The sequence below is a fragment of the Sutcliffiella sp. NC1 genome (genome assembly GCF_027594365.1).
Classification (GTDB): domain Bacteria; phylum Bacillota; class Bacilli; order Bacillales; family Bacillaceae_I; genus Sutcliffiella; species Sutcliffiella cohnii.
In genome coordinates, this window is sequence record NZ_CP115153.1 from 3,843,474 (window position 1) to 3,869,470 (window position 25,997).

Below are 25,997 nucleotides of genomic sequence, written 5' to 3' on the forward strand. Positions count from 1 at the left end.
TTACCCCTCTTTAAATGTATATGAATGTATTATCTCATATTTTGGTACAGATTGAAGATTAGTTTGATAAAGAACAAATTCGCTTGCTAAAAAAAGCCTGTTGATTGTATGGAAAGGTATTAAAAATTCCTCTGAGAAATTTCCCCCTTTCCACTTTCGAGCTAACGTAATATGCGGATGAAACGGTCTCTTATCTAAAGAAAAACCTAATCGTTCACATTCCAAAAATATATCTTGTCTCAGTGCGTGTAATTCACTATTGTCCTCTACTCCATACCATAAAATTCTCGGACTTTCTTTCTTTCCGAATGTATTTAAAGTGGTTAATTTTAATGAAAGAGCTTCATATTTCTTTGCAATCGACGGCATTATTTTATTTATGTTGTGTAATTGCTCCTCTGTTGCATACCCTAAAAATGCAAGTGTAATATGCAAGTCTTCACGATGAACCCACCTTTGAAAAGGAAGTTCGTCTTTTATTTTTTCTGTATATAGTGCAAAATCGTTTTTTATTGTTTCAGGAAGTTTAACTGCAAGAAAATAATGTTTTTGTGTATTCATACGTATCTTATCCTCTCTTATTATGTATGGTCGTATTTCTATTCTTTTTAATATTATATGGTAAAATACAAATTATACAGATTGGATTAATAGAAGAAAGAAAGGCGTGTTAGAATGAAAGTTATAAACAGTATGGCAGACCTTATTGGAAATACGCCATTAGTTAAATTAAATAGACTCGTTCCGAAAGGCGCGGCAACGGTTTACTTAAAGCTTGAATTTTTTAATCCAAGCGGAAGTGTAAAAGATCGTGCTGCCTTCAATATGATTGTAGAAGCTGAAAAAAAAGGACTTATCCAACCTGGTGCTACAATTATCGAACCAACGAGTGGCAATACAGGAATTGGGCTAGCTATGAATGCAGCAGCTCGCGGGTATAAAGCAATACTTGTTATGCCAGATACGATGTCCCAAGAAAGAATTAATTTATTAAAAGCATACGGAGCAGACGTTGTTTTAACTCCGGGTGAGGATAAAATGCCTGGTGCTATAAAAAAAGCAGAAGAACTTGTTAATGAAATTCCTAATAGCTTCATGCCGATGCAATTTGAAAACTTCGCAAATCCTGATGCTCATAGACATACTACGGCAAAAGAAATTATAGAAGCGATGGACCAAATAGGAAAGCCTTTATCTGCCTTTGTCGCGACAGCTGGAACTGGTGGCACGATTACGGGTACGGGCGAAGTATTAAAGGAAAAATATCCAAACGTCACTGTTCACGTAGTAGAACCCGCCGGCTCACCTGTCTTATCTGGTGGTAAACCCGGAAAGCATAAACTAGTTGGCACGAGCCCGGGGTTTATTCCAGAAATACTAAACCAAGACGTGTATGAAGAAATTTTTAAAATTAAAGATGAAGATGCTTACGAAACTGCTCGAAGGTTAGCATCAGAAGAAGGTATACTTGTAGGCCCATCTTCAGGTGCGGCATGCTTCTCTGCTATCGAAGTAGCAAAACGACTCAACAAGGACGACATCGTCGTTTGCATCGCTTGCGACACAGGCGAAAGATACTTATCAACTGATTTATTTATGATGTAGTAAATTCTAATAAAGAAAACACCAAGGAAAAAACTATTGATTAAACAATAGAAGGGGAAATGCGTAATACGAAACAACTTTTCACGTTTTATGTTTCATAATTTCAATGTTTAGAAACGTGAGTGGATCGGAGCGGAGGACATTTGACTCCTACCATGAAAATATAACACTAAAATATGGAAAAATGGCAATACTAAATTAGACGCAGCTTATTCTTGTTTTTTGAGGAGAGCGTCATACTCAAAAATCTATCGACTTTTTGGGATCGCTTTATGAAACTTTTGGTTCAACTAGTGTCACGGTGTAGCCTAAATTTTCTAATCTTCGTAGTGAATGTCTAACAATGGACTGTTGTCTTTGCTTATCGAAGTAGTCTTCTCCTAGATCTACGTACATTTCCTTTCGTGTTAAGAGATAATAGGAGATTCGTAACATCGCATGGGCTACAACAACTGCTGCACGCTTTTTACCTTTACGTGAAGCAGTCCGACGGTAAAGTGCACCAAGGTAGTTTTTAGACCCTCGAACAGAATGAGCTGCTTCAATGAGTGCTGATTTAAGATATTTGTTTCCTTTCATCGTTTTGGATGACTTACGTTTTCCAGCACTTTGGTTATTTCCTGGAACTAAACCCGCCCATGAACATAGTTGGGGTGCAGTCGGGAATTGCTCTTTTATATTTGGACCAATTTCTGCAAGCATTTGTTCCGCCATTTTTCTTCCAATGCCAGGAATGGAATCTAAACGATCTATGTCTTCTTGATCGTCTTCCATCCTTTTTTCTATCTCTTTGTCTAGTTTATCGATTTGCTCAGTTAGGAAATCGATATGATCCATAATCGTTTTTATCATAAATCGTTGATGTTCTTGAATATACCCTTGAAGTGCGAGTTTCAATTCATCTTTTTTATTTTTCATTCTTCCTCTCGCAAAGTTTGTTAACTCTTCAAGGTCTTCATTCCCTTCCGCTATGGATCGAAGCATATCACGAGAAGAAACTCCCATAATGTCAGAAACAACAGAGCCAAGCTTGATATTAGCTCCTTCTAACACTTTTTGAATCCGATTATATTGTCTGGCACGTTCTTCAATTATGCTACGACGATAACGCACAAGTTCACGTAATTCTCGCTGATTTCGGTCAGGAATATAACTAGCTTTAAGTAAACCGTGACGAAGTAATTTGGCAATCCATTCGGCATCTTTCACATCGGTTTTACGCCCAGGAACAGCTTTAATATGTTGAGCATTCACAACTAGAAATTCAATACCTTCTGCTTCTAGTAAATTGACAATAGGTTTCCAGTAGACACTTGTACTTTCCATCGCCACATGGGTACAGTTGTGTTTCTTAACCCAGTCCACCAACTCTATAAGATATATAGTTTTAGTTGAAAAAGTTTCAATCTCCTTTCCTTTTGCTGTAATGGCACATGCAGTAATGTTATCCTTGTGGACATCCATACCACAAGCATTCTCAATGATTACTTCCATTGAAAACATCCTTTCTACGGCAAAGCAAATTTGAGGCTGGTGCAACAACCAGAATAGGGTTAATCTACCATGAGTGCTTCCCATAAAGGGAGCAACAATCTGTGATGCACCGTGGTCGAAGGAGTCAGACTGCGGGGAGGGCTCACACACACCAAGGAGTCACGACCTTCCTCATCCAGCCGTAGCATTAGTATAGCCACGCAAAAACCATTTTCATTCTCTGTGGTGTATAGCTTGTAATACATGAAAGACTGCGGGGGAAGCGTGAGCCTTGAGACCCCGCACGAGCGGAGCGAGGAGGAGGCTCAAGCCACGCCCGCGGAAAGCAAATGTCCGTAGCGTAGAGGAACGGATTAATTCCAAGTGACTCCTATTTCAAGGTGACAGATTCCATTTGCGAAATATATAGAAAGGCTTCTCTTTTTATTAAAGAAGAGAAGCCTTTCTCATTATATAATAATTTTCCCTAACACAACCGACTCATTCGCCCCTGTCGCAACAGGCAAATTGTTAGCATTCCCAGAAAGTGTTTCATTCGCTAAAAGAGCAAAAGCAATCGCCTCTTTTGCATCACTCGAAAACCCGATATCTTCCTGCGTCTTCACACAAAAAGACTCACTTAAATACTTCAACAGCGTTTTATTGTACGCTCCACCACCACTTACAATCAATTCATCTATTCCTTGAGGAATAAACCGTTTATATTGATCTATGATAGATGCTGCTGTAAACATCGTAACCGTAGCTATAATATCTTCTATCGATAACTGCTGTTCCCTCAATTGAGAGACTAACTCTCGCGTATATTGAGCACCAAACCGCTCTCTTCCAGTACTTTTTGGTATGTTGTAAGAAAAGTAGGGATTTTCAAGCAAACGGGCGACTGTTTCCTTATTAGGTGTTCCTTTTTTAGCAATTTCACCTTCATTATCGAATTGTAGCTTTCCACCCGTTAATATTTTCACTGCCTCGTCTATTACCATGTTACCTGGACCAGTATCAAACGCAATGACGTGTTCTTTTTCTAACCCCTTTGGCAAAAAAGTAACATTTCCAATTCCACCGATATTTTGCAAAGCGATATTTTTTTCTTGCTGACCAAACATTAAGTAGTCTATATAAGGAACTAAAGGTGCCCCTTCTCCACCCGCTGCAATATCGCGAACTCGGAAATCTGACACAACCGGACATTGAAAATGTTGTGCTAAAATAGAAGCCTCCCCTAATTGAAGAGTAGAGCGAAGTAACCCTTCTTTTTCTTTTGGGATATGATAAAACGTTTGTCCGTGTGATCCAATGAAATCTATATCCTCTTTTCTAAGCTCACTTGCTTCCACAACCTTCTCTGCAGCATCTTTAAATATAGTTCCTAATTCAAAATTAATACTACACAAAACATCAACAGAGCTTGTTTGTGGATTAAACTGATTAAATATTCGTTCGGTTAATTTTTCTGGAAAAGGGATAGTATCAAAAGCTAGTAAGGAATACTTAGTACTTAACCCATTTCCACTGACTTTAATAACAGCTACATCCACCCCATCGACAGATGTTCCAGACATAAGCCCAATACCTATTTTTTCATTCTTAGTCCACAGCTTTTGTAAAGAAGGTATCATGACCGGTACACATCCATCGGAAGCTGGACAGGAAGTTGCCCACTAGCTTGTAATTCACCTATCAATACTTTACTAACTGACTGTAATGCTAATGGTCTACTCTCATAAGTAGCAATATATGTAGCTACATTTGGAAAAAGCTCAATATCGTATGGGCTTCTTAAAGCAACAACCACCAATTTTTCATTATATTGTTTTAATAACATTTGAACTAATGATACTTGACTAGGGTTTGCACTAGCTTGGTACGTTGTAACGATAACTTTATCCGCATTTTTTGCCATCAACATTATTTCTGTCATTTCTTGATCAGTAACGGTTGTTGTTACATGAACCTCTTCTAAACTCGTTATATGTTGCCCAAGATATGTTCCTATTGTGACATTCGTTGCCAACGTTTCATCCACCTCTGTTGCAACGTTAGGGTTAACTGAAACAAGTAAAGTGTTGGAATCTTTATCAATAGGTAAAACACCATTATCCTTTAATACTGTTATCGATTGTTCACTTATTTTTTGTGCATAAGCTAAGTTATCAGATTGTGCAATATTCTTTTTAGCACTATTCCAGTTTTGCATTTCTTTTTGTAGTTGACGCTTCTGTTTCAATCGTAAAATGCGTTCCACCGACTGATTAATAGCGTCTTCCGAAATACGACCGTCATTTACAGCACCTATTACAGCCTTTATTGCTCTTTGCTGCCTATCAAATGAATGACTTATCAGAACAATATCATTGCCTGCTTCAATAGCAAGTATTGTCGCTTCCTCTATTCCGTAATAATTTATGATTGCATTCATTTCCATACAATCGGTCATAACAACTCCATCGTATTGCAAATAATTTCTTAGCAAGCCATTTATCATCCTTTTTGATAATGTTGCTGGAACGTTATCTGGTTCGATAGCAGGAAAAGAAACGTGTGCAACCATTACAGCATCTACCCCTTGCTTAATAGCTGAGGCAAATGGTACTAGCTCTATTTCTTTTAATCTCTCTAATGAATGCGGAATAACCGGAAGTGATAAGTGAGAATCAACATTTGTATCGCCATGCCCTGGGAAATGCTTTATAACAGCAGAAACATTCTCTGACTGTAAACCGTCAATCGCTTGATTCCCCATGGCAGCAACAAAATAAGGATCTTCTCCATAAGACCTCACACCAATAACAGGGTTTTTAGGATTATTGTTAACATCGATACACGGTGAAAAATTCATATTAATACCTAGAGCTGTTAACTCACTTGCTACTATTTTATTTAATTGATACACGGCTTCCTTATTTTGGGTTGCACCTAACGCCATATTACCAGGACTCAACGTTACTCCTTCGGTAATTCTAGCGACCATACCACCTTCTTGGTCAATCGAAATGAATAACGGATTTGTCGGTACGAATCGTTGTAACTGTGATGATAAACGATGAACTTGCTCAGGAGATTCAATATTTCTCGTAAAATAAATAACTCCCCCTACATGATATTGTTCAATCATCGTTTGTATTTCGACACTCGGTTCCTTTTCTGAAAATCCGACCATAAACATTTGACCAATTTTTTCTTTTAATGTCATCGTTCTTACGTTTTTCATTTCACCAATCCCCTTTATGAATATAGTAAAATTGTTTGTATCCTACTTTTCCACTCTTCTATTCCTTTTGACCAGTCTATCGTTAATTCACAATATGACTTTCCATCATCTATCCCTTTTCTTACTTTGTCTGTTCCCCACAAATAATCGATAAAGGGGGGCATTCCTTTTTTAAACGGCGGTAGCCAGTCTGCTTCTTTATGAACTGCAAAAATTGTTTGTAACAATTCATATGCCGTTTTTGCAATATGTATTTCAGTACGTTCCGTTATTACTAATTGAATGCCAGAGCAAAATTCCCCATGATGCTTACTCATTGTCGGCGTAAAGTAAGTGGGTATAATTTTAATTCCTGCTAATTCCTTCTTAGTAAAATGACTTATTACCTCATCTACTTTAAACCACGGTGCTCCAATCCATTCAAACGGCTTTGTAGTTCCTCTTCCTTCTGAAAGATTAGTTCCTTCAATGAAGCAGCTTATCGGATAATACAGAGTCGTTGTAGCATGAGGAATATTAGGTGATGGTGGTATCCAAACATTGTTCCACTGGTCTCCCCACATCGATCGATTCCAATTTTTCATTTTACTAATATGTAAGTCTACTTTTGGAAAACATTCTACTTTTATTAACTGAGCATACTCTCCTACCGTAAGTCCGGTACAAATAGGCAAACGGTACGGACCAACAAATGAGGTGAAATCATCCTCTAATATATTTCCATCCGTAAACGGTGCAATTGGATTAGGTCGATCCATAACAACTAGAGAAGTATTTGTTTGTAAACAAGCTTCCATCAAATTTTTAACTGTTGCTAAATACGTATAAAAACGTACTCCTACATCCTGAATATCAAAAAAAACGGCATCTACATCTTCTAATAATGTTGTAGATACCTTTTTCGAAGTACTGTATAAACTATAAACAGGTAAACTAGTTTTCTCATCCTTGTGATTTTCTATATGGACTCCCGCTTGCACGTTACCCCGTATACCGTGTTCACATGCGAATAATTTAACTAACTGTATCGATTTTTCCCTATTTAAAACATCGATAGTAGATTGATAAGAAGACGTAATCCCCGTTTGGTTCGTTACAAGTGCTATCCGCTTTCCAGACCATTTTTCCAATGTATTTGTTAAAAACGTATCAATCCCATATGAAACGTGAATCATCCTTTTCCTCCTTACACACTTAAAGAGTGATACTCGACTTCATTGTCATTCGCAATCACATTGCTTGCTACTAAATTGCTAAACAGCGTCGACAAACTCGGGAAAATAATAACTAATCCAACTACTGTTAATAACAATAAAGCAAAGATAGATACAATTTGTATAAATGCTAGCATCGTATATATTGGATTTTTAATTAAGTATTTTACACTTAAAAAAATACTGTTTTTTAATGAATATTCGTACTTTACTAATAGAGGTAACGTATAGATTTGACTCATAAAAATCATTCCGCAAAAATACGTTTGGAAGCAAGCCAAACCAAAAGCAAAGGTGCCGCCAACTTGACTCCAATGCCACCAAGAAGCTAACACAATTATGATGAAAAACGATAAAAACATGCTGTATGCAATACTAGAAAAGAAGTATTTCTTCATACCGATAAAAAATGTTTTCCAAACAGACGTACCTTTATCTAATAATAATTGCTGAACCGTCCATGCAGCTCCTACTAAAAGAGGTCCACTAATTAGTAATAAATAGAGTACAGCAAAAGGAAGTTTAATAAGAAAGACGGAAGGACTAACAATCGTAGCAATAATTAAACTTATTAATACCATCGATACAATATGTTTATAATACTCTTTTCCCGTTATCCGTAATACGTGTGTTAATCCATCCATATTAATCTCTCCCTTTATGTTAAATACGTTTTTCTGTTACCGGATCAAAGAGATGCATTTTTTCTAAGTTGAATACGAAGCTTTTCTCTTCACCAGCTCTTATAAAGCTTTCCCCACTAACTTTCGCTGTAATAATACGCTCACCAACATGAAAGTAAACTAAATTTTCTCCACCTAAATGTTCTATCGCTTTCACTTTCATCCGAGCTTTATTTGTTTTATTTACAGAAAAAGCAAATTCTTCATCATATATATCTTCTGGCCTTAACCCTAATACTACTTTCTTCCCGACAAAACTTCTATATCGTTCTATTAATTTTTCAGGTAAAGTAAAGGTCAAGTCACCAATTTTTATCGTTGATGCTGTTTCTAAGACACAATCAAAAAAGTTCATCGGTGGTGAACCGATAAATCCTGCTACAAACATATTAGCTGGATTTCGGTACAATTCTCTCGGTGTAGCAATTTGTTGTATTTCTCCTTGGTTCATAACTACAATTCGTTCGCCAAGCGTCATCGCTTCTACTTGATCGTGTGTTACATAAACGATAGTTGCGCCTAATCTTCTATGTAACTCCGCAAGTTCAATCCTCATTTGTACACGTAGTTTAGCATCTAAATTAGAAAGTGGTTCATCGAACAAAAACACTTTTGGGTCACGTACAATTGCACGTCCGACCGCAACACGCTGTCTCTGACCACCACTGAGTTCTTTCGGCTTTCTATCAAGAAGTTGTTCTAAACCTAATATTTTCGTCGCATAGTCAATTTTTTCTTTAATTTCTTGCTTAGATACTTTCATGTTTTTTAAACCGAACGCCAAATTTTCCTCGATTGTCATATGCGGATATAAAGCATAGTCTTGGAAAACCATCGCAATATCACGATCTTTCGGATGCATATTATTAACTAATTTTTCATCAATATAGATATTACCTGAAGTTTGTCTTTCTAATCCAGCAATCATTCTAAGACTCGTCGTTTTGCCACATCCAGAAGGACCAACGAATACTAAAAACTCTTTATCTTTTATTTCAAAACTAGCATCATTTACTGCTGTAAACGTGCCACCTCGTTTATCATCTATAAATGTTTTCGTTATATTTTCCATCAATATTCTTGCCATAAAAATTCACCTATCCTTTCACTGCACCAATCGTAATACCTTGGAGGAAATATCGTTGTAACGCAAAGAATAATATAAACATAGGTAATGCAGCGAGTACTGAACCAGCCATCATAGCCCCATAATCAGTAGCATCTTGGAATTTAAAACTTGCTAGACCAACTTGTATCGTTCTCATTGAGCTAGATTGCGTAACTAGAAATGGCCAAAAGAACTCATTCCATGTTGATACGAAGGTAAATATCGCTAATACAGCAACTCCAGGCTTTGAAATAGGTAGTATAACTTTTCGAAAAATACCAAATTCACTACACCCATCTATTCTTGCAGCCTGAATCAATGTTGTCGGAAGCGTTGACATATATTGCTTCATTAAAAATATATTTCCTACTACTGTAAACATCGGAAGCATAATAGCAAGATACGTATCTACTAAACCGAAAATATTAACAATCATAATGTAAACAGGAATTAATGTTACTTGAGCAGGAATCATCATCGTACTAAGCAAGATCCAGAAGATTGTATTTCTCCCTGGAAATTTAAGCTTTGCAAATGCGTAACCAGCTAAAGATGAAAAAATGACATTTGTAAGTGTTAATACGCTCGATACGAACAAACTGTTAAATAACCATCTTAATGCATCCGTTTCTGTTAAAAACCTAATATAGGTTGATAGTGTAAGTTGCGACGGAAACCATTCCGGGCGAAATGAAACGGATACGGTTGTATCACGAAATGAAGAGATAACCATCCAGTATAAAGGAATAATTGTAAGAACAACCCAAAACAATAATATTGCGTAGCTTACAACACTATAAATTTTCTTTTTTCTATTTCGCTGTTTTTCTTTTTTTAATGCGATTTGGGCATACTCTGTTTGATTCACTTTAACTTCCATTATGACGCCCCCTTTCTAGAACTCAACATCCGAAGACATTACTTTAAATTGAATGACAGAAGCTACAATAATAATTGCTCCTAGTGCAAAAGATTCTGCAGCTGCCAGACCGAATTGATAATATTCAAACGCATGTACATATATTAAATAAGCAATGGTTGTTGTTGCAAAGTTAGGACCACCTTGGGTCATTAAATAAATGCTCATAAATACTTGGAAACTCATAATGATACCAGTAACTAACAAGTATAATGTTGTCGGTTTTAATAATGGCCATGTTATATTCTTAAATTTTGACCAACTAGAAGCATGATCAATATCAGCTGCTTCATAAAGAGATTTTGGAATACCACCCATTGCAGCTAAGTAAAGAATAATACCTGCTCCATGACCTGTTAAATAGGACATTAACATAATAGATAGTAAGGCTGTACTACTTTGTCCTAGCCACATGACGTTATCAATCCCTAACAACCCTAGAAACATATTAAATAAACCAGCTGTTGTAGGATCATAAATCCAAAACCAGACGAGGGCAATTGTTACTCCAGATGCGACAGTAGGTAAGTAAAGAGAAGCCTTAAAAAAAGTTTGGGCTTTTTGTGCTCTTGGGAAAATGAGAACTGCAAGGAATAATGTGATAGCAACATTGACAGGAACGGTTCCTATCGTAAATATAAATGTGTTTTTCATCGACTTCCAAAAAATATCATCTTGAAGCATCGTTTTATAGTTGTCTAAGCCTACCCATGTGGAACCTAATACATGGTATTTTTGAAAACTCATAATGAATGCATAGCCTACTGGAAACAAAGTAAACATTAAAAACAACACTATCGGAATTGCAATAAATGCGTAACACCAACCATAATCTTTTATGAATTGGGAGATATCGAACTTTCTTGGAACAGTTATATCAGCTTTGCTCGACATCGAAACCCCTCCTTTTTTTAAAAGCGTATGCACATATTTTTTGCTGTCAGTCCTGACAAGCATAAGACAGTTTCCTAATTATTTTTATAGAAGAAAATGGCTTATGATTGCCTAGGACACTAACGTTATAATACATGACTAGTTTTGTAGAAAAAGGGGAAGAGGCACATTCCCCCTCCCCACTTTTCATTACTTAGCAAAAATTTCAGTTCCTTTAGTTTTAAATGTTTCTAATGCTTCCTCTGGAGTAACCTCTCCACTTAATATTCCTTGGAATGTAGGGATTACGACTTCCGTACGGAAACGATCATCTTTCGCTTTTGCAGCTGCAGACACTTTAGCTGGTGGTAATACTTTAGAAGCAAGTACCTCTGCCGCTACTTCATTATAAGGAGCTAATGGCATTTCAAACTTACCTTCAGCATCTTTATGAACTTGTGGTAAAGCTAATGCAGCAGCTGATTGACCAGCTTCAGCACTAGTTAAATGCTCTAACACTTTAATACTGTTGTTAACATGGTCTTCTTTCGCATTTTTTTGCGTGAATAACATGTATCCTTCTGAACCACCGAATGAAACTTGCTCTTGACCTTCGTTATGTGGAATTGGTAAAAGAACGAAATTAACTTCTTCTCCTTCAACTTTACCTTCTTTAATTTCTTCATTATGTGCTTCCACTACTGGATCAAAATAAGGGATGGCACGGCCGAAAAATAATGCTTGGTGGTTGTAATATAGCTCCATACGTTTAGCTGGATCAACAGCTGCTGTTTCTCTTGGCATAATGCCATCATCTATTAAACTACGAATATACTGCATCGTTTCTAATATTTTATCATCGTTCCATGTAATACCATCTTCGTTGAAACGATATGGAAGCCCATTATTTAAAGCTAAATGATCTAATAATTCTTCGTTATTTCCTTGGAAAACAAAACCGTACTGTTGCTCTCCGGAAGCTTTCGTCGTTACACCTTTAGCTGCTAACTCTTTAAATTCTGCCCAAGTCCAGCCCTCTGTTTGAATTTTCTCATAATCAATTCCATATTGCTCCATAAGCTGTTTATTACCACCCCATACATGTAGGAACATGTAGATAGGTAAGCCGTATAAACCGCCTTCAATTCTCATATGGTCTAATGCAACATCGTTATAATCACTTTCATTTACATTTAGCTTACCTGTTAAGTCAACAGCAAGCCCAGAGTCTACATATTTACCTTGTGGTTTACCGAAGTAAATATCTGGTGGATTTCCTGAGTTTAAAGCAATATCAAATTTTTGCGGACCTTCTGCCCATGATAATACTTCATACTCGATTTTAATATTTTCGTTTTCTGCTTCAAATGACTTAATTAACTCTTGTAGTTCTGGCTCATAATCACCGTGAACAGGATATGTCCATACTTTTACAACGTCTTTGGATCCTGACGAAGAACTGTTGGAGCAACCTAATATGATAGATGCTACGAGTAATAAAATTAACGCTAAACTAAAACCCCTTTTCATTCACATACTCCCCTTTTAGTTTATATTATTATTATAAGCCTTAATGGCCTTATAAACGAACCCGTGTGAAGAATTTAATAGATTTATTGCTGTTTGAACATCAACATCACAACTGTACATAATGATAGCTAATTTCGGATTTCCGTTAGATTGTTCAAAAAGCTTTGATGCTTCTTCCATTGTACAGCCAGTAACATTTTGAATGATCCGTTTTGCTCGATCGACTAACTTTTTATTTAAAGGCTGAACATCAACCATTAAATTTTGATACACTTTACCGATTTTTATCATAGATGAGGTAGTAATCATATTTAAAACTAACTTTTGAGTAGTCCCAGCTTTCATTCTAGTGGAACCAGTAATAACTTCTGGACCTACTTCTATATTAATTTTGTAATCTGCCACTTCATTAAGTATTGCTTTTTTTGCACAAGTAAAAGAAACTGTAGTTGCACCTATCGCTTTGGCCTTTTTTAAGGCACCTAATACGTAAGGTGCTCTTCCACTAGCAGTAATTCCTATTACTACATCCTTTTTCGTTATTTTATATTTTTCGATATCATCTGCACCGAGTTGCTCATTGTCTTCTGCACCTTCTACCGCTCGAAAAATAGCTTCTTCTCCACCCGCAATAATAGCTTGAACCATTTCAGGTGGTGTACCATAAGTTGGAGGACATTCAGAAGCATCTAAAATACCAATTCTCCCAGATGTACCAGCACCAATATAAAACAAACGACCACCGTTTTCAAAAGCAGCAACTACTTGGTCTACTACTGCGGATATACTACCTATTTCCTTTTTAATATGATGTGGTACCGTTTGATCTTCTTCATTAATAATTGAAAGTATCTCTTCTGTACTTTGCCTATCTATTTGTAGCGTCTTTCTATTTTGTTGCTCAGTTATTATACTCTGTAAGTTTTCTACTCCCATTAATCACATCACCTTTATTGTCTATATAAACCGACAAGATTATACTAAACTAGCTGTTTTTCTAACGTATCTATTATTCTCGTATTAATTTCTTTATTTAACATTTTTAATGAGGCGTATATTGTTCCTACAATTGGCGGACAGTTCGGTTGGATAATGTGATACGTTTTATTTAATACCTCTATTTCCTTCCGAATAAATGAAACGAGTTCCTCCGAATGCTCGACAATTCCTCCCGTTAAGACGATTGGTATTACAGTATCTTGAATAGTAGAGTGAAATAATTTTTTATATAATATATTAATATCACTTACCGCCTGCTCTGCAGCTACCCTTAAAATATCTAGACATGTTTTATCATTATTTCGAGCATACTGTACAACTACTTTTCCAACACTAGCAACTATATCCCTAGATTTCCCTAGCTCATATATGTGTGGGATCAGCTCTGCGACACTATTCCGTTTAAAATGTTGCAATACTGCATGTGTTAAGTGACAAGGTAGTTTTCCTTTGTCATATTCTGAAAAAACATATTCGAGTAATGATTTCCCTAGAGCAAAGCCACTACAGCCATCATTAATTAAGTAACCCCAGCCACCGACCCTACTTCGTTCACCACTCTCGTTAAGTCCATATGTAATAGAACCAGTACCACAAATAGTCACTATCCCTGGATTACCTTTTGTTCCCGAATAAAGAGCAGTAATCGCATCATTTTCTACTATTACACGAATGTTTTGACCAGTTATACTTTTAATAAGAGAGGTCATCCATTCTTTTTTCCCTCCACTTTCTACTCCTGATATACCCGCATAAATGAGCACTACCTTTGAAAGCGGTTTCTTTTCTGTTAAAAGCGAGAACAACAAAGTTAACTCATTACGAATGTCAACTTCTCTTACACCGTTCGGATTAGATGCACCGACTGTAGCTTTCGAAACGACAACACCATTATAATCCACTAAAATACCAGTCGTCTTCGTCCCTCCACCATCAATACCAATAATCATAGCTGCTTCTCCTAACAGTTTTGTAAATATTACCTTTAGTATAAATTCCATGAACTAACATGTCAATATAATTTTATGAAAGTAAAATATTATTTCAAACAGAAAAGCGGAGGCGGCTTGTTCAGGTCCAATCAAACTGGAGCTTTTCCGCAGGAGATAAAGGAAACACGACGAACGTAGTGAGTCGATGTTGACTTATCGCACGGAGGAAAAGTGAAGTTTGAGCCGGACCTAGCCGCCGGAGCTGGACAATCCGAAAAGCGGAGGCGGCTCGCCAAACCAAAAAAAGAAGCCCTCGCTCAGGCTTCTTTTCCGACTAATAACTTTTCTCCTTTGTTCTCCATCCCTTTTAAGACGACCACAATGACAATACCAAGTACAGTCAATACTCCAAAGAATAAATATAAATAAGACACGGAATAATACTCAACAATATACCCACCTAATAGTGTACAAAACCAACTTCCTAATCCATTCCCAACAGCAGAGTATAACGAAACTGCAGTGGCTCTCACTTCTACCGGTGTGGAATCTCTAACATATTGAAGGGCAGCTGGGATAAATAACCCGATGGATAAGCCTTGGACCACTGTTGTAACATACACTAACATTAACGGTGGATCTAAAAAGTAAAAAAACCACCGCAATGCACCAATAGAGCCAGCGAATATCATAATATTCATTAACCCAAAGCGATGAATCCATCTACCCGCTATTTTCATAAAAGGTGCTTCACTTCCTGCTGCAAATAAAAAGGCAATACCGACCCCAGCAACAGTTCCACCAATTTCAGTAATATAGCCCAAAATAAAAGTTATTCGCAAAAATAGGTCCGAAGATTAGAAACGTTGTTACTAGGAACAGCATAAACTTTGGTATTTTCACTAATCGATTCATACCGTCTCTTATGTTAACACTAACCGACTGATTTTCTTTCGGTAAACGAGCAGTAACAAGCAGTGCTAAAAATAAACTAATGGAAAAGGTGTAAAAAATTACTTTCAACGAAAAATAATCTGACAGCCAACCAGCTATTAAAACTGCAACAGCAAACCCTATCGCTCCCCAAAGTCGGACAGATCCGTAATCCCCTTTTGTCTTTTGAACAGCATTAAGTGCAATGCTATCAGATATAGGTACAATGGCACTTTGAGTGACAGCTAATAAGAATGCCATTAACACGATACTATAAAAACTGCCAACAAAGGAGTAAAGAATTCCAAAAATTGCTGTTAACAACAGAGTTATCAGCAAAATTCCTTTTGGCTTTTGCGTATAATCACTAATCATACCCCAAATAGGTTGTATGAAAATAATAACTACTGGACTTATCGATAAAATAATTCCAATTTGACTACCTGTTAAACCAACATTTTCTTGTAAATATACAGTAAGTAAAGGCGATAATGCCCCAAAGCTAAAAAATGTAAGAAAATAAAAAAGGCTAAACTTTCTCATAGTTGCTTCATTCAATGACTAAACCTTCTTTTCTAAATATTCATTTACTACTAAGTTTTACTTTAAATATGCCCTTTAAAGCTTTAAAAGGCTACTCTACACGAGTAACCTTTTTATTTTAACACGGAAATACCATTAAGAATATTCCTTATTTAGCTAGTTCATAAATGGCCTGTGCATAAATAGCAGTTGCTTTTAATAGGTCCTCAATATAAATGTACTCATCTTTTTGATGCGCTACATCTTCTCTACCGGGAAACAGAGGTCCAAACGCTACACCTGCCTCTAGTGACCTTGCATATGTCCCTCCACCAATCGAAAGCAATTTCGCTTCTTCACCTGTTTGTTCTTCGTATACTTTTTGCAACGTTTGAATAAGAGGATGATCTTTTGCAACATGATGTGGTGGAGAAACATTATATTTACTTAAAACAAATTGATTATGCAAAGCAACCTTCGTTAGTTGATGCTCCACATCTTCAACCTTACAAGTTACTGGAAATCTAATGTTTACTCCAATTTTACCACCTTGGCTAGCTTGATAATGAATTAGCCCAGTATTTACAGTTAAGTCGCCTGTAATATCGTCTGTATAGGAAATATTTAATTTTCCTCCTCGAGAATCATGACTTAAATTGTTCTCAATAAATCCAAGAAAAGCTTCACCGTTTGAATCAAGATTTAACATCGTTAAAAAGCTCGTTAAGTGGTGACCAGCATTTACCCCATTATTCGGTTCCATCGCATGTGCAGAAACACCTTTTATTTCAAACTCTACTTTTCTTTCTTCCACTTCAACCTTCCCAATTAAACTATGCTTTTTAACATACTTTTCAAAAGCTTCTACTATAGAATTTGTATCGCTCTTTGATTGAAGGATTGCTTTTGCATAATCAGGAACCATGTTCAAACGTTGTCCAGAAGCAAACTCCTGTAATTTTATTGTTTCGTTCTCCTCTTTCGTTTCTATTAATTCGTACTTGAATTCAATGTCGCCAATTCCTTTTTCAGCATAAATAATTGGAAAGTCAGCATCTGGAGCAAAACCGATTGTTGGCATCTCTTCTTTTTTAAAGTAATGGTCAACACAACGCCACTCACTTTCTTCATCCGTCCCAATTATAATTCTTACTCGTTTAGACAGTGGTAAGCCTAATTCTTTTACAATTTTTAACGCGTAGTAAGCCGCCATAGTCGGACCTTTGTCATCCATTGCACCACGTGCATATATTTTACCGTCTCGTATTTCCGCACTAAATGGTGGACTTGTCCAACCGTCTCCCGCAGGAACAACGTCAACATGACATAGGACACCTACTAACTCATTGCCATCACCATATTCAATATGTCCTGCGTAATGGTCTACGTTTTTTACAACAAAACCATCACTTTTACCCTTATGTAATAAAAATTGTAGAGATTGCTCAATTCCTTCTCCAAAAGGAGCTGTTTGCTTACCTTCTTTCTCACTTAACACACTTTCTATTTCTAAAAAACGTTGTGTCTCTTCAATAAGTTCGTCTTTACGTTTAGCAACTTCTTCATTCCAATTAATGTTGTTCAATTTAAGTCAACATCCTTTCTATCTTTTCACTAATTAAATCGACAATAGTGTCGCAATAAACACAATTACCCCTACCACCATCGTCGCTGGAATATAAAATAATCGAATTACTTTTTCTCGTGATACTTCTCTCACTATGCTTTCGTACATTTGCAAATAAGGATGTGTTACTACTTCATCATAAACCGTTGATAGCCATTCCTTAATAAAAAAGAAAAAAGCAATTAGTAAGGCATATTTCATCCATAATGGAAGAAACACGATCGCAACCATTGTTACACTAATCATCTGAAACAATGAAAGCGGATAACGATAATTACGAAGGAAATACTTTATATACAATTCCTTTAATGCATTCTCTTTTGTCCGAGCGGAAAATATTTTTTCGGACTTTCTAAATAGTAACGGTTTAGTCCTGTTAGAGCTTGCTGGGATATGAACATATTCAGAAGCATGAAAAATCATTTGTACATATCGTAACCGTTGTTTTTCATTTTCAACTGCATCTGTAAAGAAACTATTACTATATTTGATCATAATAAGATTGATAATAATAATCAGAAAAGCAAAAACACTACCTATAATATAAGCATTATGACTTACAATTATATACGCTACAAAAATAAAACCAACATATAAGAACGAAACGATGAATGGCCTTTTCCAACCGTTCCAATAGATTGAAACTAATTTCCGAGAAGTTAAAATACAAAATCGAAGCAATGAAAATAAGAAAAGTAACGAAAAAACAGAAAAACTAATTGTTTCAATATTGACTAAAACAAAATATAGTAAAAATACAATAAGAAAAGTTTGAACTAAGTAAGTCAATAAGGCGTAACTTATGCTGAGTAGTTTAATTGACCTTAACACATCTTTTCGTTGCATTAAAAAATACTCATCAGCATATTCCATAAAAATTCTTACTGTCCCAAACCAACATAGTTGATAGAGCAAAAATAAAAAGAAATTAATCGGTAGATCGTTTAATGTTTCAAAGATAGTAGGAAGTGAGTCGTAAAGGAGAGCGCCCATAAAAGCAGTAAAAAGAATACCATAGAGAAGTACTGTACGATCAACGATGGAAGTTAAATTAGACCATTGAAAATTCCATTCTTTTCGTAATCTCCTTTTAAATAAAACGTTTCCCGTCATACACTCGGTTCCTTATTTGATAAAAAATAAAAACAATCTAGAAGTGAACTATTAAGCAAGCCACAAGTCGTTTGTATTTCCTCCATCGTGCCTGTAGCTTCAATTTTCCCATCTAATAATAAAACAAAACGATCACATATTTTTTCAGCAGTATCTAAAACATGCGTTGACATTAAAATGCCAGCACCTCTTTTTTGTTCTTCTTCTAATAATAGTAACAACTTTTTCGTTGCATTTGGGTCAAGTCCAATAAAAGGTTCATCCACAATGTAAAGGGAAGCATTTGTCATAAACGCGAATATTAACATTGATTTTTGTTGCATTCCTTTTGAAAAGGTTGCTGGCGTTTCGTGAATGACGTGTTCTAACTCGAAAGTTTTCAAAAGTTTTTTTACTTTTACAGTCCAACTTTTCTCCTCAAGTTGTAAAAGGGCAGCAGTTAATTCAATATGCTCCCATAATGTCATATCAAAATAATATACTGGTTTTTCCGGTATGTACGCAATTTCTCGTTTACTATCAAAGTGTATCGTACCTTTATAATGTTCATTCATGCCTAAAATAGTTTTTATTGTCGTACTTTTACCAGCACCGTTAGGACCTATTAAGCCGACTAACTCTCCTCTAGTTACATTAAATGTCACATTCGAAAGGATTGACATTCCTTCATCATAACCTGCTTTCTCAATTTCTAGCGTTAACAACCTGTTCATTCTTTCCCCACCCTTCTATCATTAGTACGTTTATTAGAATAAGAAGTTTCAAAGTTTGTATCATTAAATAGATTATTCTAATAACTTAGTATACAATAGTAATATACAATTTTTCCTCTCATATAGTTGATTATAAAGAAAGGAGGATTGTGTTTTTTAAATTATTTGTAAATTAATGCATTAAAGTAGAATTTTATGACTGAAATGGTGTAAAATTATGAATAACAAACAAGCATCCTAACATCATGTATTTTTGTAAGTAGTTCCATTTTGTAATAACGGATAAGGAGTGGTTTTTTGACAACATCAACAAACCGTATGCTAACCCGTATTAAGGCAGTCTACATGTTTATTCATGAGAAAGGAACTGTATCGACACAACAACTCGTTGATGAATTTGGAATAACTCCTAGAACAGCACAGCGAGATCTTAATGTGTTGGCATATAATAACTTAGTTCGTAGCCCTTCTAAAGGGAAATGGACCACTACAAAGAAAAAAGTTAGGTTAAGTTCATAAAGATTTTTATACAATTAAATTATATAAGTTTAAAATACATAGAACGTTTGCAACAAGTGCAAACGTTCTCTCTTTTATTCCTCACCTTTTAATTGACTAATTTCCTCGTCTGTTAACTCACGATATTCTCCTAAATTTAACTCTTCATCTAACTCCAATGGACCCATTTTCATTCTTTTTAAGTACGTCACTTTTTTATCTACGGAAAGAAACATTCTTTTTACTTGGTGAAATTTCCCTTCCATAATGGTAAGTTCTATTTCAGATTGATTGCCAGCTTTTAAAATAGTTAAGTCAGCTGGCATCGTTACATACCCGTCATCTAGCGTAACGCCATTTTTAAAAGCAATTATATCTTCTTCTGTTACCTCTCCGAGTATTACTGCATAATAAGTTTTCGGAACATGCTTTTTAGGAGACAGCAGTTGATGAGCTAATTGTCCATCATTCGTTAATAGGAGAAGGCCTTCCGTATCTTTATCTAAACGACCTACTGGGAATGGTTCAAACATTGCATCTTCTTCCTCTAACAAATCAATTACAGTTTTTTGAGAACGGTCTTCTGTTGCTGATAGCACTCCTTGCGGCTTATGTAACATTAAGTATATAAATTCTCGATATTCCACTTCTTCTCCAAATACAGTTACAAACTGTGTTTCATGATTCACATGATTTTTTGCATCTTTTACTACTTTATCATCTACTTTAACGGCACCCGATTTTAAAAGCTTCTTAACTTCTTTTCGGCTCCCATAACCACTATTTGCTAACAATTTATCTAATCTCATTTTCTTCACCTTTCTATAGGCATTATCCTATTTTTTCAATGAATAGGCATTTGCGGATTCCGCCTTTTCCCTATATTCATACGATGTATAGAATGTAATTAACAAGGAGGTATGTTGAATGTATTATCAAGATCAACGTCAACTAGAAGGCCAATTTTTTCCTGTCCCTGGATTCGGAACTCCTGGAGGAGGATTTCCTGGTGGACAATTCGGTGAACTTAATAGACGTCTAGCTCGTCTAGAAAGAGAAGTACAACGTTTAGATCGTCGAGTTACACGCCTTGAGCGCCAATCAGGTTTTGGTGGCGGCTTTGGCGGAGGATTTGGCCCAGGTTTTAACTAAAACAGCGTAAGTTTTATTTATTTTCAAAGCCAATAGTATGTACCTTATTCATATATAAAGAAGACAAACTTTTTTGTTTGTCTTCTTTTTTTAATCTAATGCGAACGCTTAAACCTTTTTAACTTGCCCATAAACGGTAAGTTTTCTCCAAAAATATAATATATCAACTTTGAGCGGAAACTTAAGAAAAAGTATACGAACGCTCCGACTACTGCTGATATGACGATAATGATTGAAGAGTTTAACGTTCCAGCGCTATACGGCAAAATCATATCGAGTCCAGTTTTCACAGGAATTACCACAATCGCCATCGCTGCTAAAAATATAACAATTAATAGTGAACGCCTCATAACAAAAGAATAATTAAATCCAGTTTTCTTTTGAATGATATATAATATATAACCAACCGTAACAATATATCCAAGTGCAGTTGCTATAATTGAACCAATTGCACCTAATTGAATAATGAATACATAGTTTGTTATAAACTTTACCGCTAAACCTAATAAAATTGCATATATTGTATGACGCTGTTCGTTTATTCCTTGAAGGATCGCTGCCGATACAGTAAATAACGCTAACAATATTGCTACTGGTGCATACCAAGTTAATAAATATCCACCAAGTTCATCATAGGAAAAGAAGGCTGTATAAGCTGGCCCACCTAGTAACGCTAAGCCAATACATGCTGGAAGTGTTAAAAACAATAAGACTTGCAACACTTTGCTAATTTGTTTTTGGAGTAGTTCATTATTTCCACTGACAAACGACTTAGTTATAGTAGGTAACAACGTTAAAGCAAAGGATGTCGCTAACGTAACTGGAATAATCACTAACTTATGAGCGTACGTATTGATAATACCAAACGCCGCATTAGTATTCCCATGTCCTCCTGATCCCATTGCACTGTTAAAAGTAAATAAGTCTACTGATTGAAAAAGTGGTAATGTTAAACCTGCAAAAACAAACGGTCCGGCATAAAGTATTAACTCTTTATACATATCTTTATAGGAAACTTCCACATTCCCTTTATCTTGTTCAAGTAATTTGTCTAAATGTCGTTTTCTTTTAAACCAATACCAAACTAAAATGAGTAACGAACCTAATGCACCTATAAATGCTGCAAAAGTAGCAAAACCAATTGCTGTGGACAGGTCACCATCCATTACACGAATTACAAAATAGACACTACCTAAAATGAATAAAATGCGAGCTAATTGCTCCACAACTTGTGACAACGCAGTAGGGCCCATTGATTCATGACCTTGAAAGAATCCCCTTATTAAACTCATTATCGGAACAAGTAAGAGAGCAAAACTTACCATTCGTATAACGTGAGTAACATCTTCTACTGAATGAATGTAATCACTAGCTTCACGTCCTAATATAATTGGCGCAGTATACGGTGCTAAAGTATAAAGAATTAAAAAAGCTATGACGCCAGTAATACTCATTGTAAACAATCCAGATCTGAAAAGCTTTCTTCCTACACCATATTCACCTAGAGAGTTGTACTTTGCTACGAATTTAGAAACCGCAAGTGGCAACCCCATTGTTGCGGCACTTAACATAAGTGTATATAGTATGTATGCGTAACTGTATAGCTCCCCACCTTTTTCTCCAACCATTGCATAAAACGGAAATATATAAACTAAACCTAACAGGCGAGAAAACATCGTTCCTGCTGTTAAAATTGCTGTACCTCTGAACAATTTAGATGTAGACATTAAATCCCTTCTCACACGATAATCTATTTTTTTAAACCTAATTAGTAATTTTACCATAAAGCACGTAGAAAGCATAAGACTAACTGACTAACTATATTTTTTACCACTTAGCGTGAATACTTCTCTTTAAATTTATTTTAGGAAAATATAAATAAGCTGTGTCGTCCTCCATTTTTTCTAGCGGACTTGCTATTATTGCAATTGAAAACTCCTCATATGCATCCGCATCAAGCAATAATTGACCTGCATGAGTTTGAGGAAATATTAGTGGTATGTTATGTTCATCATTGAACGTTAAATCAAGTATATAACTCGTTAACTCCCGATTGTATAGCCATTTATACGAAAATTTTTTTACAGAAACCTCTATGTATTTTTGAAGTGTCGGTACGGACAAAAGTAAAACTTTGTCTCCCTTTGATTGTGTCCAACCACCATCTTCTGGTACAAATCCTTCTTTACTCATCTTTTATCACCACTTTTTCATTATTGCCTACAGAGTAACCGAAAATATATCACTTGTCTAACGTCTTTCATTGGTGTTCATACTAATCTTGTATATAATAGGAACGTATCTATTTATGGACGGTGAAAAAAATGAAATATGATGTAATTGTAATTGGAGGCGGGCCATCAGGATTAATGGCGGCAATCGCAGCAGCAGAACAGAAAGCAAAAGTTTTACTTATTGATAAAGGTAATAAACTAGGTAGAAAGCTTGCCATCTCAGGTGGTGGGCGTTGTAACGTTACAAATCGACTTCCTGTTGACGAAATTATTAAACATATACCTGGGAACGGTCGCTTTCTTTATAGTGCTTTTTCTGAATTTAGTAATGAAGACATCATTGCTTTCTTTGAGAAAAAAGGAATTGAGCTAAAAGAGGAAGACCATGGAAGGATGTTTCCTGTAACCAATAGTGCACAAAGTGTAGTAAATGTGTTAATTGAAACAATTAAAGAACTAGGCGTAGAGATTCGAACAAACACTCCAGTTGAAACAGTTGAATATGAAGATGGAAAAGTAAAAGGTGTTATGTTAAAAACGAAAGAATTTATGGAGTCAACAAGCGTAGTAATTGCGGTAGGTGGTTCTTCTGTTCCACATACAGGCTCAACAGGTGATGGTTATCCATGGGCAAAAAAAGCTGGGCATACGATAACAGAAATTTTCCCAACGGAAGTTCCGATCACATCTTCAGAAGATTTTATTAAAAATAAGTCCTTACAAGGATTATCTTTACGAGATGTTGCATTGAGTATAGTAACGCCGAAAGGAAAAACAGTCATCACTCATCGCATGGATATGATCTTTACTCACTTTGGAATTTCCGGTCCTGCCGTATTAAGAAGTAGTCAATATGTAGTGAAGACGCAAAAAAAGTTTAATGTGAAAGAAGTTACCGTTAGCATTGATGCACTTCCTGACATTAATGAAGAACAAGTATTTCAACAGCTGAATAAAAAAATGAAGGACGAGCCTAAAAAGGCAGTTAAAAATATATTAAAAGGATTTGTTCCTGAACGATACTTACTGTTCTTACTAGAGCGTGTTGATTTAGATCCAAGTGCACTTGGTTCCACAGTATCACAAGAAAAGTTAAGAGATTTTGCGAAAGTTTGCAAAGGATTTCGCTTTTTAGTGAATGGAACTCTACCTTTAGAAAAAGCATTTGTAACGGGTGGAGGAGTTTCTGTGAAAGAAATTCACCCAAAAGAAATGGCTTCAAAACTGATGTATGGTCTTTATTTCTGTGGAGAAATATTAGATATTCACGGGTATACTGGTGGTTACAATATAACAGCAGCACTCGTCACTGGACGGCTAGCGGGCTTAAATGCTGGTAAAACGGCGCTAAAGCAAAAATATCGCTAAAAGAACAAAAGCGGAGGCGCTTCGAACAGGCCCGTAAAAACTGGACTGTTACGGTTGTGATAAAGGAAACGCTTTGGGAACTGCGTTAAGTCGATGTTGACTTATCGTACTTCGGACAAGGGAAGTTTGATAGGGCCTAAGCGCCTAAGCTAGACGTAACAACCCATGACAGGAGTTATCCACAAATTTTTCAGAGTTATAATTTCCTTAACCAATAAAGAGCCTGAAAATTAGAATAACCAACTTTCAGGCTCGATATATAATCATTGCTGTATACCTATAATAATCATCATCATTTTCATCTACGAAACATTCTACTTGATACTTTATGTCTATCAAATCGTCTTCATCAACTTTTTTTAAAAAACGATTAACCTCTTTTTCTAAAACTTGTTCATGATCCTCATCAAACACCTTTACTTGAATCATAGAACCTCTCCCTTTGTCCTTCTTTTTACTATTTATAACTTAATATTCTGAAATTTATACCACTAATTCTAAACTTTTTTAAAACTTACATAAATGGTTACATTTTTTACTTTTATTTAGAAATAATGATTAAGAAGACAATAGGAAATAGGAGGTGAAGATATGTCGAATCCATTAGAAGCTATATTTAACATGATGAAAATTTCGTTTGATAATACAAACGAGCCTAAATCTCCGTTACATGTAATAGAAGTTGGAGATTGTTGGACCTATTTGACAATGGTAGAGGAGTTTATTAGGTACGAGGAAATTGGGCTAAACACGACTTCTGACGATGAGGTAAAGGAAACACTTATTGATGTAACGAGAATTTGTGAATCACAAATAAAAAGGCTTAGTAATTTTATGAAAAATGAAGGAATACCATTTCCAGACGTATCGTCAACTAAACCGAATTCTGACCCAACGGATGTACCTCTTGGCGTTAAACTAACAGATGATGAAATTACGAACGGGTTAGCATTTAAATTAGTAGCATGCTCCCAGTTTTGTGCAAAAGGACAAGCTAATGCAATTCGAAATGATGTGGGAACAATGTGGATTGAATTTTTCTTTGAATGGGCAGTGTTTGGTGCAACACTAAAAACGTTAATGAGGAAACGTGGATGGCTAAAAGTTCCCCCGTATTATTATCCTCCTGGGAGCCCTCAAAAGTAACAGTGTTCTACTACAATAGCTCTTAATGTAAGTACTTGTCCAAAAATTACTGACCTAGTTAGTACTTACTATAAAGCAACAAAAAGCAGAGTTCATTCTAATAAGCGAATACTCTGCTTTCAT

Annotated in this window: 24 protein-coding genes and 1 pseudogene; 5 read left to right on the forward strand and 20 right to left on the reverse strand. The window is 35.8% G+C overall.

All coding sequences use genetic code 11. From position 1 onward, the window contains the following. On the reverse strand, positions 1-561 hold the full coding sequence (gene thpR / locus O1A01_RS19980; RefSeq protein ID WP_066413238.1) for an RNA 2',3'-cyclic phosphodiesterase: 561 nt from the start codon (positions 559-561) through the stop codon (positions 1-3). A 114-nt stretch (positions 562-675) separates the two neighbouring features. On the opposite strand from thpR, the gene cysK reads away from it, so the two are divergent. Further along, a complete protein-coding gene (gene cysK / locus O1A01_RS19985; RefSeq protein ID WP_270064819.1) occupies positions 676-1,605 on the forward strand; it encodes a cysteine synthase A in 930 nt (309 codons plus the stop codon). Between the two features lie 270 nt (positions 1,606-1,875). Here the strand turns inward: cysK and O1A01_RS19990 are convergent, their stop codons facing one another. The 15 genes and pseudogenes from O1A01_RS19990 to O1A01_RS20060 form a co-directional block, all read right to left on the reverse strand. Further along, on the reverse strand, positions 1,876-3,099 hold the full coding sequence (locus O1A01_RS19990; RefSeq protein ID WP_270064820.1) for an IS110 family RNA-guided transposase: 1,224 nt from the start codon (positions 3,097-3,099) through the stop codon (positions 1,876-1,878). A 449-nt stretch (positions 3,100-3,548) separates the two neighbouring features. After that, positions 3,549-4,718 carry an anhydro-N-acetylmuramic acid kinase AnmK gene (gene anmK / locus O1A01_RS19995; RefSeq protein ID WP_066420998.1) on the reverse strand — a complete coding sequence of 390 codons (1,170 nt, stop codon included), beginning with the start codon at positions 4,716-4,718 and terminating at the stop codon, positions 3,549-3,551. Then, positions 4,715-6,310 (reverse strand): beta-N-acetylhexosaminidase, encoded by a 1,596-nt coding sequence (gene nagZ / locus O1A01_RS20000; protein ID WP_066421000.1) that lies wholly within the window; start codon positions 6,308-6,310, stop codon positions 4,715-4,717. Before nagZ ends, anmK begins: the two co-directional genes overlap by 4 nt. 14 nt (positions 6,311-6,324) lie before the next feature. Beyond that, positions 6,325-7,485, reverse strand: a complete 1,161-nt coding sequence (locus O1A01_RS20005) for an exo-beta-N-acetylmuramidase NamZ family protein (RefSeq protein WP_066421002.1) — start codon at positions 7,483-7,485, stop codon at positions 6,325-6,327. 11 nt (positions 7,486-7,496) lie between these two features. Then, positions 7,497-8,168, reverse strand: coding sequence for a YesL family protein (locus O1A01_RS20010; protein ID WP_066421004.1), 672 nt, complete (start codon positions 8,166-8,168; stop codon positions 7,497-7,499). Between the two features lie 19 nt (positions 8,169-8,187). Then, the gene (locus O1A01_RS20015) at positions 8,188-9,294 is read right to left on the reverse strand and encodes an ABC transporter ATP-binding protein (RefSeq protein ID WP_066421006.1); all 1,107 of its coding nucleotides are present in this window, start codon (positions 9,292-9,294) and stop codon (positions 8,188-8,190) included. A gap of 10 nt (positions 9,295-9,304) precedes the next feature. Continuing rightward, entirely contained in the window at positions 9,305-10,195 is an 891-nt protein-coding gene (locus O1A01_RS20020; RefSeq protein WP_084380723.1) for a carbohydrate ABC transporter permease, read from the reverse strand. A 15-nt stretch (positions 10,196-10,210) separates the two neighbouring features. Beyond that, positions 10,211-11,128, reverse strand: coding sequence for a carbohydrate ABC transporter permease (locus O1A01_RS20025; protein ID WP_066421008.1), 918 nt, complete (start codon positions 11,126-11,128; stop codon positions 10,211-10,213). 189 nt (positions 11,129-11,317) lie between these two features. Beyond that, complete coding sequence (locus O1A01_RS20030) at positions 11,318-12,637, reverse strand: ABC transporter substrate-binding protein (protein ID WP_066421011.1); 1,320 nt, start codon at positions 12,635-12,637, stop codon at positions 11,318-11,320. A gap of 15 nt (positions 12,638-12,652) precedes the next feature. Then, the gene (gene murQ, locus O1A01_RS20035; protein ID WP_066421012.1) at positions 12,653-13,573 is read right to left on the reverse strand and encodes an N-acetylmuramic acid 6-phosphate etherase; all 921 of its coding nucleotides are present in this window, start codon (positions 13,571-13,573) and stop codon (positions 12,653-12,655) included. Between the two features lie 44 nt (positions 13,574-13,617). Further along, positions 13,618-14,586 (reverse strand): N-acetylglucosamine kinase, encoded by a 969-nt coding sequence (locus O1A01_RS20040; RefSeq protein WP_066421018.1) that lies wholly within the window; start codon positions 14,584-14,586, stop codon positions 13,618-13,620. Between the two features lie 299 nt (positions 14,587-14,885). After that, positions 14,886-16,044 (reverse strand): annotated as a pseudogene (locus tag O1A01_RS20045) (MFS transporter). A 148-nt stretch (positions 16,045-16,192) separates the two neighbouring features. Then, entirely contained in the window at positions 16,193-17,608 is a 1,416-nt protein-coding gene (gene pepV / locus O1A01_RS20050) for a dipeptidase PepV (RefSeq protein ID WP_066418993.1), read from the reverse strand. Between the two features lie 33 nt (positions 17,609-17,641). Further along, positions 17,642-18,763 carry an ABC transporter permease gene (locus O1A01_RS20055; protein ID WP_270064821.1) on the reverse strand — a complete coding sequence of 374 codons (1,122 nt, stop codon included), beginning with the start codon at positions 18,761-18,763 and terminating at the stop codon, positions 17,642-17,644. Further along, entirely contained in the window at positions 18,760-19,476 is a 717-nt protein-coding gene (locus O1A01_RS20060; RefSeq protein WP_270064822.1) for an ABC transporter ATP-binding protein, read from the reverse strand. The genes O1A01_RS20055 and O1A01_RS20060 overlap by 4 nt, the downstream gene beginning before the upstream one ends. Positions 19,477-19,773: 297 nt before the next feature. Between O1A01_RS20060 and O1A01_RS20065 the strand changes: the two genes are divergently transcribed. Next, a complete protein-coding gene (locus O1A01_RS20065) occupies positions 19,774-19,995 on the forward strand; it encodes a DeoR family transcriptional regulator (protein ID WP_094366159.1) in 222 nt (73 codons plus the stop codon). Positions 19,996-20,069: 74 nt separating this feature from the next. Here the strand turns inward: O1A01_RS20065 and O1A01_RS20070 are convergent, their stop codons facing one another. After that, positions 20,070-20,783, reverse strand: a complete 714-nt coding sequence (locus O1A01_RS20070; RefSeq protein ID WP_270064823.1) for a pseudouridine synthase — start codon at positions 20,781-20,783, stop codon at positions 20,070-20,072. 118 nt (positions 20,784-20,901) lie between these two features. Between O1A01_RS20070 and O1A01_RS20075 the strand changes: the two genes are divergently transcribed. Further along, complete coding sequence (locus O1A01_RS20075; protein ID WP_270064824.1) at positions 20,902-21,126, forward strand: hypothetical protein; 225 nt, start codon at positions 20,902-20,904, stop codon at positions 21,124-21,126. 95 nt (positions 21,127-21,221) lie between these two features. On the opposite strand, the gene O1A01_RS20080 is transcribed toward O1A01_RS20075, so the two are convergent. Together O1A01_RS20080 and O1A01_RS20085 are read right to left on the reverse strand one after the other, a co-directional pair. After that, positions 21,222-22,853, reverse strand: coding sequence for a putative polysaccharide biosynthesis protein (locus tag O1A01_RS20080; protein WP_270064825.1), 1,632 nt, complete (start codon positions 22,851-22,853; stop codon positions 21,222-21,224). A gap of 100 nt (positions 22,854-22,953) precedes the next feature. Then, positions 22,954-23,319 (reverse strand): hypothetical protein, encoded by a 366-nt coding sequence (locus tag O1A01_RS20085; protein ID WP_066419004.1) that lies wholly within the window; start codon positions 23,317-23,319, stop codon positions 22,954-22,956. Between the two features lie 131 nt (positions 23,320-23,450). Here O1A01_RS20085 and O1A01_RS20090 point away from each other — a divergent pair, with 131 nt between their 5' ends. Next, positions 23,451-24,728, forward strand: a complete 1,278-nt coding sequence (locus O1A01_RS20090) for a BaiN/RdsA family NAD(P)/FAD-dependent oxidoreductase (RefSeq protein WP_066419013.1) — start codon at positions 23,451-23,453, stop codon at positions 24,726-24,728. Between the two features lie 246 nt (positions 24,729-24,974). Here O1A01_RS20090 and O1A01_RS20095 read toward each other — a convergent pair whose 3' ends face one another. Beyond that, positions 24,975-25,157, reverse strand: coding sequence for a sporulation protein Cse60 (locus O1A01_RS20095; protein ID WP_066419016.1), 183 nt, complete (start codon positions 25,155-25,157; stop codon positions 24,975-24,977). 162 nt (positions 25,158-25,319) lie between these two features. Here O1A01_RS20095 and O1A01_RS20100 point away from each other — a divergent pair, with 162 nt between their 5' ends. Then, positions 25,320-25,874 carry a DUF3231 family protein gene (locus O1A01_RS20100; protein ID WP_270064826.1) on the forward strand — a complete coding sequence of 185 codons (555 nt, stop codon included), beginning with the start codon at positions 25,320-25,322 and terminating at the stop codon, positions 25,872-25,874. Positions 25,875-25,997: the final 123 nt, after the last annotated feature.